This is a genomic window from Pseudomonas sp. lyk4-TYG-107 (genome assembly GCF_030209055.1).
GTDB lineage: Bacteria > Pseudomonadota > Gammaproteobacteria > Pseudomonadales > Pseudomonadaceae > Aquipseudomonas > Aquipseudomonas putida_A.
The window spans coordinates 78,149-89,911 of record NZ_JARVST010000019.1; the positions used below are offsets into that span (position 1 = coordinate 78,149).

General features: G+C 60.9%; 9 protein-coding genes. 1 reads left to right on the top strand and 8 read right to left on the bottom strand.

From position 1 onward, the window contains the following. Nucleotides 1-24: 24 nt before the first annotated feature. Nucleotides 25-759: a hypothetical protein gene (locus QRN61_RS15670; protein ID WP_150370523.1), complete on the bottom strand. Its 735-nt coding sequence runs from the start codon at nt 757-759 to the stop codon at nt 25-27. A gap of 232 nt (nt 760-991) precedes the next feature. Between QRN61_RS15670 and QRN61_RS15675 the strand changes: the two genes are divergently transcribed. Next, nucleotides 992-2,179, top strand: coding sequence for a pyridoxal phosphate-dependent aminotransferase (locus tag QRN61_RS15675; RefSeq protein WP_115989839.1), 1,188 nt, complete (start codon nt 992-994; stop codon nt 2,177-2,179). 143 nt (nt 2,180-2,322) lie between these two features. Here QRN61_RS15675 and QRN61_RS15680 read toward each other — a convergent pair whose 3' ends face one another. The 7 genes from QRN61_RS15680 to QRN61_RS15710 all read right to left on the bottom strand — a co-directional run bounded on the left by QRN61_RS15680 (nt 2,323) and on the right by QRN61_RS15710 (nt 11,752). Next, nucleotides 2,323-3,300, bottom strand: coding sequence for a 2-hydroxyacid dehydrogenase (locus QRN61_RS15680; protein ID WP_285374125.1), 978 nt, complete (start codon nt 3,298-3,300; stop codon nt 2,323-2,325). Between the two features lie 14 nt (nt 3,301-3,314). After that, nucleotides 3,315-4,613, bottom strand: coding sequence for an MFS transporter (locus QRN61_RS15685; RefSeq protein ID WP_097089677.1), 1,299 nt, complete (start codon nt 4,611-4,613; stop codon nt 3,315-3,317). Between the two features lie 43 nt (nt 4,614-4,656). Continuing rightward, nucleotides 4,657-5,715, bottom strand: coding sequence for a sugar kinase (locus tag QRN61_RS15690; protein WP_285374126.1), 1,059 nt, complete (start codon nt 5,713-5,715; stop codon nt 4,657-4,659). Continuing rightward, nucleotides 5,708-6,490, bottom strand: coding sequence for a sugar phosphate isomerase/epimerase family protein (locus tag QRN61_RS15695; protein WP_285374127.1), 783 nt, complete (start codon nt 6,488-6,490; stop codon nt 5,708-5,710). The genes QRN61_RS15690 and QRN61_RS15695 overlap by 8 nt, the downstream gene beginning before the upstream one ends. Nucleotides 6,491-6,644: 154 nt before the next feature. After that, the gene (locus QRN61_RS15700) at nt 6,645-7,670 is read right to left on the bottom strand and encodes a LacI family DNA-binding transcriptional regulator (protein ID WP_285374128.1); all 1,026 of its coding nucleotides are present in this window, start codon (nt 7,668-7,670) and stop codon (nt 6,645-6,647) included. Nucleotides 7,671-7,835: 165 nt separating this feature from the next. After that, a complete protein-coding gene (locus QRN61_RS15705) occupies nt 7,836-8,477 on the bottom strand; it encodes a DUF1345 domain-containing protein (protein ID WP_027611985.1) in 642 nt (213 codons plus the stop codon). 176 nt (nt 8,478-8,653) lie between these two features. Beyond that, nucleotides 8,654-11,752, bottom strand: coding sequence for a multidrug efflux RND transporter permease subunit (locus tag QRN61_RS15710; RefSeq protein WP_285374129.1), 3,099 nt, complete (start codon nt 11,750-11,752; stop codon nt 8,654-8,656). Nucleotides 11,753-11,763 lie beyond the last annotated feature (11 nt).

The window sequence follows — 11,763 nt, forward strand, 5'->3', positions numbered from 1 at the left end:
GGCCCACCTCGAAGAGTCAGCGCTTCAAGACAGGTCCACGTTGACTTGCTTAAACGAAGATAGTTGCCCAAGGTTTCCTGCACGATCGCGCAGCCTGTAAAACGCGAACATGGTGCCGGAGCCTATCCCACGGATAGTCGCGCCACTCAGTTTGATAACGGTAGATGAAGTTGCGTCACGCACCGTTTCAATGATGACCGGCTTCGACGCAAGTGAGCCAAAGTGAAATTCGATACTGTCGCAGGCTAGCTGCTGCATATAGATGCCAATGGTTACCAGAACTTCATCATTGTGGGTGGCGAGATACTGCTGTGTGATCCCCTCACTGTCGATTTCTGGTGGAAATTGCGGAGGCTCTCCCGGATTGCCGAAGTTGGGAGCCGTTAGATCAACCGTAATCGGCGTGCTTCTTGCCGGCGCTGTATTCCCGCCAATATTGACGATATATGAAACCTCGTGCTCGCCTTCCTGTGCCAGGCAGGTCTCAGGGATATGGGCCGCAAATGGGAAAAGCGCCGGGTCGATGGGTGTCGTAAAAGGATAGTCCGCCACCGGTTTCTCATTTAACAACAGCGTCAACAGTACTTGCACTGGCACTGGTTCAGGAGGTGAACACTGCCAGTCTGGAATCAACACCTTTAGTGGCGATACCAATGCACTCAATGGCAACAGGTTAACCTGACTGCCAGGGAAATTGGGTTGCGCATCGGGGATTTCCGGTGCGTCCAATAAGATGATTTTTTCATTTAGATTCGTCATCGTTTCAACACTCCGTCGTTTCTATTAGAGGTGGCCGCAGTTGTTTCCTCATGTTGATTAAGCGAGCATTTGTGAAGTGGGTCTACTGTCAACTCTGACAGGTAGTCAGTCGACCGCTAATCGACCACAGTACGAAGTTCTTCTTTAAATTCATCCAAAGGACAAAGCGGCTGGCGCGGTTTGTGATTTGACCTAGGGTGAAGGCTGGAAACCGCGCAATCAGGAGACGTGCATGCGCTATTCAGCCTTGACCCAACGCATCGCCGGGGAGGGCGCCGCAGCCTGGCAGATTCATGACCGAGCGCTGGAGCTGCGCGCCGAGGGTGTCGATATCCTGCTGCTGAGTGTAGGGGATCCGGATTTCGACACGCCGTTGCCGATCATCCACGGCGCCATCGACAGTCTGCTGGCCGGCGATACGCATTATTCCGAAGTGCGTGGCCGCTTGGCGCTACGCAAATTGATCGCCGCCCGCCACCAGCGGCGCAGCGGCCAGATGGTGGATGCCGAGCACGTGATCGTGCTGCCCGGCGCGCAATGCGCGGTGTATTCGGTGGCCCAATGTCTGTTGGATCCGGGTGACGAAGTGATCGTCGCCGAGCCGATGTACGTGACCTACGAGGGTGTGTTCGGCGCGTGCGGCGCGACGGTGGTGCCGGTGCCGGTCAGGCCGGAAAATGGCTTTCGCGTTGACCCCGCCGATGTCGCTGCGCGGATCACGCCGAAGACCCGCGCGATGTTGCTCAACAGTCCCAACAATCCTTCCGGCGCGAGCCTGTCGCTGCTGATCTGGCAAGAGTTGGCGGCGCTGTGCGTGCGCCACGATTTGTGGCTGATCAGTGATGAGGTCTACAGCGATCTGCTCTACGAGGGCGAACACATCAGCCCGGCGAGCCTGCCGGGCATGGCCGAACGCACGGCAACCATCAACAGCCTGTCGAAATCCCATGCCATGACCGGTTGGCGCATTGGCTGGTCGATCGGGCCGAAGGTGCTGGCCGAGCATCTGGTTAACCTGTCGTTGAGCATGCTTTTCGGCCTGCCGGATTTTGTGCAGAAAGCAGCGGAGGTCGCGTTGGCAAGCGATCTGCCGGAGGTGACGCAGATGCGCGAGGAATATCGGTTGCGCCGCGATCTGGTGTGCGAGCGCTTGCGTGGTTGCCCGGGGTTGCAACCGATTCGCCCGGATGGCGGGATGTTCGTGATGGTCGATGTGCGCCAGACCGGGTTTGGCGCGCAGGCGTTTGCCGAGCGATTGCTGGAAGGTTATGGGGTCTCTGTGCTGGCTGGCGAAGCGTTCGGGCCGAGTGCGGCGGGGCATATTCGTATCGGGTTGGTGCTGGATCGGGTGCAGCTGGCGGATGCCTGTGCGCGGATTGCGTTGTGTGCGGTGCAGCTGTTGCAGGCGCGTAGTGCCTGACAGTGTTGTGTTGCCTGAACTGGCCTCTTCGCGAGCAAGCCCGCTCCTACAGTGGATGGGTGTGTACATAATGTTATCTGTACACACCGAACCCTGTGGGAGCGGGCTTGCTCGCGAATGCAATCCGCCATTCAGCGCATTTTTCAGCCCTGCCAAGCCACCGGATTCACCAGATTCACTGGCTTCTCCCCAGCCAAAGCCGCCAGCAGATTGTCCACCGCACACCGCGCCATCGCCTCCCGCGTCTCATGCGTTGCCGAACCCATGTGCGGGGTTGCCACCACATTATTCAGCTGCAACAACGGCGAATCATGATTCAGCGGCTCACGCTCGAACACATCCAGCCCCGCCGCACGAAGACGCTGATGGCGCAACGCGTCGATCAGCGCCGCTTCATCCACCACTTTGCCGCGCGAGATATTGATGAAGATGCTCTCGGGGCGCATCAGCGCAAACTGCTCGGCGCCGATCAGGCCTTCGGTTTGCGCAGTCAGCGGCAGGGTCAGGCAGATGAAATCAGCCTCTTGCAGCAGTGCCTCAAGGCTGCGGTACTGCGCCGCAAAACGTTCCTCAACCGCCGGTTTGCGCGACTGGCTGTGATAAAGCACCGGCATGCCAAAACCGAAATGCCCGCGCTGCGCGAGCGCTTCGCCGATGCGGCCCATGCCGATGATGCCCAGGGTCTTGCCGTGTACATCGGTGCCGAAATGCGCCGGGCCGATGTTGCGATGCCACTGGCCGCTGCGCACCATGTTCGCCAGCTCGACCACGCGCCGGGCGGTGGCGAGGATCAGGGCGAAACCGGTGTCGGCGGTGGTTTCGGTGAGCACGTCCGGGGTGTTGCTGAGGAGGATCTTGCGCTGAGTCAGGTAGTCGATGTCATAGTTGTCGACACCCACCGAGACGCTGGCAATCGCCTCAAGTTGTGGCGCCAGATCGAGCAGCGCGGCGTCGAGTTTCAGGCTGGCGCCGAGCAAACCGTGGGCGCCGGGCAGGGCGTCGCGCAGTTTCATCAAGCCGTCGGCGTCGAGGCTTTCGATCAGCGTCACTTCACACTGTTGCTGCAGACGCGACATCAGCGCCGGCGAGAGTTTCTTGTACAGCACGACTTGCTTTTTCATGAGCAAAAATCTCTTCAGGAATGCGCCGGCACGGGACGCGTGATTACGGCTTTGGCCACGACGCGATCACTGGCGCCAGGCTTGAGAAAAATCGTCAGCACCACCGACAGCAGCAACGCGCCACTCATCAGCAGGTACGAGGCACCGGGCGAACCGGTGGAGCTGTTCAGGTAGCCGACCAGGTACGAGCCGCCGAACGAACCCAGCGCGCCCATGCTGTTGATCAGCGCCATGGCACCGCCGGCGACGTTGGCCGGCAGGATCTCCGGAACGATGGCGAAGAACGGCCCGTAAGGTGCGTACATGCAGGCACCGGCGATCACCAGCAGTGTGTACGACCACCAGAAATGTTCCGCGCCCAGGGCGTAGGAGCCGTAGAACGCAATGGAGGCGATCAGCAGTGGCGGCCAGACGAAGCGTTTGCGCTTCTGCAGTTTGTCCGAGCCCCACGACACCGCGAGCATGCCGATCACCGCCGCCAGATACGGCAGCGCCGACAGCCAGCCGGCCTCGATCATGTCCATTTGTGCGCCGGCCTTGAGGATCGACGGCAACCACAGCACAAAGCCGTAGACGCCGATGCTCCAGCAGAAAAACTGCAGCGCCAGAATGATCACCTTCGGCGAGCGGAATGCTTCGGCGTAGTTCTTCACCGCTTTGATCCCGACCTGTTCGGCGGCGAGAGCGCTTTCCAGGTCGTGCTTTTCCTGTTCGCTCAGCCACTTGGCCTGAGCAGGACGATCATCGGCCAGTTTCCACCAGATAAACGCCCAGAGCACCGCCGGCAAACCTTCGATGATGAACATCCAGCGCCAGCTGAAGTGCTGCACCAGATAGCCCGAAACCACCGACATCCACAGCATCGTTACCGGGTTGCCGAGGATCAGAAAGGTGTTGGCCCGCGAGCGTTCGGCGCGAGTGAACCAGTGGCACAGGTAGACCAGCATCGCTGGCATCACGGCCGCTTCGACCACGCCGAGCATGAAGCGGATCACGATCAGCCAGTAGGCGTTGGACACGACGCCAGTCAGGGTGGCGAGGCCGCCCCAGAAAATCAGGCTGAAGAAGATCAGCTTTTTCACGCTGTGCTTCTGCGCGTAGATCGCTCCCGGTACCTGGAAGAAAAAGTAACCGAGGAAGAACAGCGCGCCGAGCAATGAAGACAGGCCCGGGGTGATCATCAGGTCGGCGGCCATACCGGAGGCGGCGGCAAAGCCGTAGTTGGCGCGATCCAGATACGCCAGGCTGTAGGTGATGAACACGATGGGCATGATGTACCACCAGCGGCGGGCGGCGAGGGTTGCGGTTTTCATGGTGTTGCTCCTGAGCTTGTTGTTTTTGTCGCAGCAGGTTCAATTAATGGGTTGTCTGAGCGGGCCTCATCGCTGGCAAGCCAGCTCCCACAGGTATCTCGGATAAGTCGACTATTGCATTCCCACCGCCGAACCCTGTGGGAGCTGGCTTGCCAGCGATGGCGGCCTCGAATTCGCTGGAGAGTTCAGACCGGGTCGGCAACCCCTCCATATCCCCGCGACTCTGCACCGCCCGACTGCCAATCCAGTTCGCGCGTTGCACCGCCTCGGCAAAACTCTGATGCTCCAGCAGGGCACTGATCATGCCGACCGCAAAGCCATCACCCGCACCCACGGTGTCGACCACGTTGGCCACCGGCACCCCGGCGACAAAACCCTGATCCAGATGCGTGCGGTAATAGGCACCTTGCGGCCCAAGCTTGATCGCCACGGCTTCGGCGCCCTGATCGAGATAAAACGCTGCGATGTCCGCCGGGTCTTCGAAGCCGGTCAGCAAGCGACCTTCGCTCAAGCCCGGCAAGACCCAATGGGCGAGGGCGGCGAGGCGGTTGATCTCGCGGATCATCTCTTGCTCGGTGGCCCACAGGCTCGGGCGCAGATTGGGGTCGAACGACACGCTGCGCCCGGCATGGCGCATGCGTGTCATCAGCTCGAACGACATTTCCCGGGCGCTGGCTGACAGTGCCGGTGGAATCCCGGTGGCGTGCAGGTGACGGGCGCTGAGCAAGGTATCGGTGATCGACTGGACGGACAGACGACTGGCCGCCGAGCCACGGCGGAAATACTCGACCTGCGGATCGCTGCCGTCGTCGTTACGCGACTTGAACTGGAAACCGGTCGGGTGCTGGTGATCGACCGCGACGTGACTGCAATCCAGACCTTCCTTGATCAAGGTCTCGACCACGAAACGTCCGAGGGAATCGGCGCCGACCCGGCTCAGCCACGCGACGTTGAAACCCAGGCGCGACAGGCCGATAGCCACATTGCTGTCGGCGCCTGCGATGCGTTTGTGAAAATGCTCGACTGCAGCCAGATCACCGGTCTGCTCGGCGACCAGCATCGCCATCGTTTCGCCAAACGACAGAATATCGATGTCAGACATGGGCAGGCTCCAGACGCGATTGACCAAGGCGGGCGAGGGCGGCGACGTGCTCGGTGGTCAGTGCCACCAGGTCATCGCCCTGCAACGGGTATTCGGCGGCACGCATAACGCCTTGGGCCATGTGCCGCAGCAGTTGTTCCCACAAATGCAGGTCGCTGACGGCGGGCGGCACGGCGACCAGTTTGCCGTCGGCGCGGCGGGCCACGGCTTTGCAGTGCACGTAGCCGACGTGGCGTCCGAGCAGGCGTGCGGCGTTGGCGGCGGACTGGTCTTGCCACTGCCAGTTGCCGATATCGAAGGTCATCTTGATCGGCAAATCATGCTGCTCCACCGCCGCGAAAAAACGCTGGAACGGCTCGATGCGGCCGCCCTGCAGGGTCTGGTCGTTTTCCACCAGCAGCTGCACCGGGCTGGCCCCGAGCAGCTGTTTCAGCGCCTGCAAATCACAGTTGTCGGTGAAGTAACCGAGCGAGACTTTCAGCCATTTCGAGCCAAACGCTTCTGCATGTTGCAGGGCGTTGATCAGCTCGGGATTGGGCAGCGCCTGACCGGCGAGCCACAGTTCGCTCGGCGACGAATAGATGCTTTGCAGTCCCTGCGCCCGAGTGACGGCTTGCAGTTGCTCGGGCACTTCGCGGGTCAGCAGCTCTTCGCGCCACTCGATGCGATCAGCGCCAGCGGCGGCCAGCACATCGATGAAGAAGTCCTGCCCGCGTTGGCGCACAAGTTCGGCGCCGTAGCTGGACAGACTGATGGAAACGGCAGGTTTATTCATTGTTATCTACCTCTGAAACCGGTTTCATTTTTGTTCAAAAAAATCTGATTGATCTTCGTCGGGCGTTCGGGCGCCATCGCGAGCAGGCTCACTCCTACATTTGGAATGCGCTCCCCCTGTAGGAGTGAGCCTGCTCGCGATGGCGCCATAACAGTCACCGCAAAGATCCTCGGGTAGACCCGCGCTCAACCAGCACCGGCGCAAAATCCACTCTGCGCGCTACCTCGACATCCCCCCGCAAACGCTTGAGCAAACACTCAAACGCCCGCGCGCCAATCTCGGCTGTGGGCTGGGCGAGGGCGGTAATCCCGCTGCCGACCAACGGGTACCAATCCAGATCATCCAGGGCAATCAGCCCGACATCCTCGAACAATCGGCAACCGATTTCGCGCAAGGCCAGGGTGCAGGCCAACGCTGCCACGCCATTGGCGCAGAACAGCGCTTTCGGCCCATTCGCCGGTTGTTTCAAAAAGTGCTGAAGTTGAGTGGCGAGTTCTGCGCCGGTTTCCAGCACCGCCCCGGTCAACCCGGAGCGCTGGGCGATCTGCGTCTGAAAACTGCTGACCCGCTCGATCCGCGAACTGGTGCCGTCAAACGGCTCAGTCACCAGCAACACATCGCGATAGCCGCGCTGCTCAAGGTGCGTCAGGGCCATCTCGACCGCCTGCGGATTGTTCAGCCCGACCATGTCGCTGTCGAGGCCATCGACCTTGCGGTCCACCAGCACCAAGGGCATTTCCCGGTGCAACTCGTGGAGTTCGTCACGGTGATGGCCAAGGGTGTTCACGATCAGCCCCTCGATGTTGTACGAGCGCAACAGCGCCAGATGCTGGCGTTCCTGCTCGTCGTCGCGGTCGGTGTTGCACACCACCAGGCTGTAGCCGTGCGCACGGCAGGCGGTTTCCACCCCGTGCATCACGGCAATCGAATAAGGGTTGCGGATATCGGCCACCAGCATGCCGATCAGGCGCGTGCGCCCGCGTTTCAGACCACGGGCCATCTGGTTCGGGCGATAACCCAGCTCACTGATCGCCTGCTCGATACGCAAGGCGATGGCATCGGAGAGCAGGGCGCGGTCGTCGCCGATGAAGCGCGAGACGCTGGCCTTGGATACGCCGGCGCGTTCGGCAACATCAAGCATGGTCACGCGGCTGCGCTGGGCGGCGGAGAAGTCGTTCACGGTCTGAAACCTATTATTGGATTTATTCGTTTCATGCGCCGCGATGGCGCTGAAACCGGTTTCAGGAAACACCAGAAGCTGACACTCCGTCAAGTGAATGCGCGTGGTACTTCAACTTGGCGCCGACGGGCGGTGCTCAGCGTTATTGAAGTATCTGCGCAATGCTCAGCCAAACAGGCCGGCAGCAATATTGATCGAAAAGCCCAGAATCGCGGTGTTGAACACAAAGCCGATCAATGATTGCGCCAGGACGATCTTGCGAATGTCGCGGGTAGCCACGCCGACATCGGCAGTCTGCACCGCCACGCCGATGGTGAAGGAGAAATACAGGAAGTCCCAATAATTGGGCGTGGTCAGACCTTCAGCGAAACGCAGGGCCGGTTCCTTGCCGTCCCAGGTGTAAAACAGGCGCGCGTAGTGCACACAGAAGATCACCCCGATCACCAGCCAGGAACCTACGACGGTGACGGCGGTGAACGCGTAATGCAGAAGTTTGTGATGGGTATCCAGATCCTTGGTGCCGGCCAGTTCCAGGGTGATGGCGGCCAGGCTGGCCAATGCGGCGATGCACACCACGAACAGCACCAGTCCGGCATTCTCGTCTTCGACGACGGCGATGCGTTTGACGTCCGGTGCCTTGGCTCGGGTGGCGAGCCAGAACATCAGGATCAGGTAAGTCCAGACGCCGGCGTTCCAGCCGATGAGGATTTTGCTGACGACGGAGTCGGCAGGGACCAGCAGGCCGGTGGCAAGGCCGACCAAAGCGGCGGCGGACAGGCGAGGGTGGGTGCGGGCGAGAAAGCGCATGAGGACTCGATGGGCCAGGATGTTTTTACACCTTAGCCCAGCGACGTCTCGGATGACCACTGACTTGACTGTTCGAATGACCTTGTGGGAGCGGGCTTGCTCGCGAAAGCGCTGTGTCAGCTACATGAATGCTGACTGATACGATGCCTTCGCGAGCAAGCCCGCTCCCACAGGGATCAGTGGTGTTTGCTGAAGCGTCGTACGAGCTTCATCACTACCACGAAGAACAACGGCACGAAGATCACCGCCAGCGTCGCCGTGATCATCCCGCCGATCACTCCGGTGCCGATAGCTTGCTGGCTCGCCGAACTGGCGCCAGTGGCGATGGCCAACGGCACCACGCCGAGGATGAACGCCAGCGAAGTCATGACGATCGGGCGCAGACGCAGGCGCGCGGCTTGCAACGTCGCGTCGATCAGGTCGTGACCTTCGTCGTACAGGCTCTTGGCGAATTCGATGATCAGGATCGCGTTCTTCGCCGACAGACCAATGATGGTAATCAGCCCGACCTTGAAGAACACATCGTTGGGCATGCCGCGCAAGGTCACCGCCAGTACTGCGCCGAGCACACCCAGCGGCACCACCAGCAGCACCGAAGTCGGAATCGACCAGCTCTCGTACAACGCCGCCAGGCACAGGAACACGATCAGCAACGACAGACCGAGCAGGATCGGCGCCTGACTGCCGGACAAACGTTCCTGCAACGACAGCCCGGTCCACTCCTGACCCAGACCTTTCGGCCCCTGAGCGACCAAGCGTTCAATCTCCGCCATCGCTTCACCGGTACTGTGCCCCGGCGACGGTTCGCCGGAAATCGCAATCGCCGGATAACCGTTGTAACGGGTCAGTTGCGCCGGGCCTTGCGTCCATTTGGCCTGAACGAACGCCGACAGCGGCACCATGCGCCCGGCGTTGTTGCGCACGTGCATTTTCAGCAGATCATCAACCTGACTGCGCTGATCGCCTTCGGCCTGGACCACCACCCGCTGCATGCGCCCCTGATTGGGGAAGTCGTTGATGTAGGAAGAACCCACGGCGGTGGACAGCACGTTGCCGATATCAGCAAACGACACGCCCAGCGCATTGGCCTGCTTGCGGTCTACCTCCAGTTGCACCTGCGGCGCTTCGGCCAGCGCGCTTTCGCGAACGTTCATCAGCACCGGGCTTTTTTCCGCGGCGGCGAGCAGTTCGCTGCGCGCCTGCATCAATGTCGCGTGGCCGAGGCCGCCGCGATCCTGCAGACGGAATTCGAAGCCGCTCGACGTGCCGAGGCCGTCAACCGGCGGCGGCAACACAGCGAACGCGATGGCATCCTTGATCTGGCTCAGGGCGATATTGGCGCGATCGGCAATCGACGTAGCCGAATCGTCGCTGCCGCGCTCCGACCAGTCCTTGAGGGTGGTAAACGCCAGCGCCGCATTCTGCCCGCTGCCGGAGAAGCTGAAGCCGAGAATCACCGTGCTGTCGCCAACCCCCGGTTCACTGGCGTTGTGCGCTTCGATCTGCTCGACCACCTGCACCGTACGGTTTTTGCTCGCACCCGGCGGCAACTGAATGTCGGTGATGGTGTAACCCTGATCCTCAACCGGCAGGAACGAGGAGGGCAGACGCGCAAAGCACAACCCCATGCCGATCAGCAGCACGCCGTAGATCAGCAGATAACGCCCGCTGCGCTTCAGCGCGTAGCCGACCCAGCCTTGATAACGATCGGTCAGTTGCTCGAAGCGGCGGTTGAACCAGCCGAAGAATCCGCTTTTCTCGTGGTGCTCGCCCTTGGCAATTGGCTTGAGCAGCGTGGCGCACAGTGCAGGCGTCAGAGTCAGGGCCAGGAACGCCGAGAACAGGATCGAGGTCGCCATCGACAGCGAGAACTGCCGGTAAATCACCCCCACCGAACCCTGCATGAACGCCATCGGGATGAACACCGCCACCAGCACCAGGGTAATGCCGATGATCGCCCCGGTGATCTGCTTCATCGCCTTGCGCGTCGCCTCTTTCGGCGACAGTCCTTCAGTGGCCATGATGCGCTCGACGTTTTCCACCACGACGATGGCGTCGTCCACCAGAATGCCGATCGCCAGCACCATGCCGAACATGGTCAGCACGTTGATCGAAAAGCCCAGTGCGAGCATGGTGGCGAAGGTGCCCATCAGGGCCACTGGCACTACCAGCGTCGGGATCAGCGTGTAGCGGATGTTCTGCAGGAACAGGAACATCACCGCAAACACCAGCAGCATCGCCTCGCCCAAGGTGTAAACCACTTTGGTGATCGAGACTTTGACGAACGGCGAGGTGTCGTACGGAATCTTGTATTCGACGCCGGCCGGGAAGTAGCGCGACAGTTCGTCCATCTTCGCCCGGATCAATGTGGCGGTCGCCAGCGCATTGGCCCCAGGCGCCAACTGCACGCCGACGGCGGTGGACGGCTTGCCGTTCAGGCGCGTGCCGAACTGGTATTCCTGACTGCCGACTTCGACCCGCGCCACATCGCCGATGCGCACGGTGGAGCCGTCAGGATTGGCCTTGAGCACGATGTCGGCGAACTCTTCTGGCGTCGACAACTGCCCCTTGACCAGAATGGTCGCGGTGATTTCCTGCGAGGACGGATTGGGCAAGTCGCCAATGCTACCCGCCGACACCTGGGCGTTCTGCGCGACGATGGCGGCGTTGACATCGGCCGGGGTCAGGTTGAAACCGATCAGCTTCTGCGGATCGATCCAGATCCGCATCGCGCGTTCGGCGCCATACAGCTGAGCCTTGCCGACACCGTCGATGCGTTTGATCTCGTTCATCACGTTACGCGCCAGATAATCACTGAGCGCTACGTCATCAAGCTTGCCGTCGCTGGAGGTCAGGGTGATCAGCAACAGGAAGCCGGCAGAGACTTTCTCCACCTGCAGGCCTTGCTGATTGACTGCCTGCGGCAGGCGCGACTCGACCACTTTGAGGCGGTTCTGCACATCCACCTGAGCCAGTTCCGGGTTAGTGCCCGGCTGGAACGTCGCTTTGATCGTCGCGCTGCCGAGGCTGCTCTGCGATTCGAAGTACAGCAGGTGATCGGCGCCGTTGAGTTCTTCTTCGATCAGGCTGACCACGCTTTCATCGACGGTCTGCGCCGAGGCGCCAGGGTACACCGCGTAGATTTCGATCTGTGGCGGCGCGACATCGGGGTACTGCGCCACCGGCAATTGCGGAATGGCCAGCGCACCGGCCAACAGGATGAACAGGGCGACGACCCAGGCGAACACCGGGCGATCGATAAAAAACTGCGGCATATGAAAGCGTC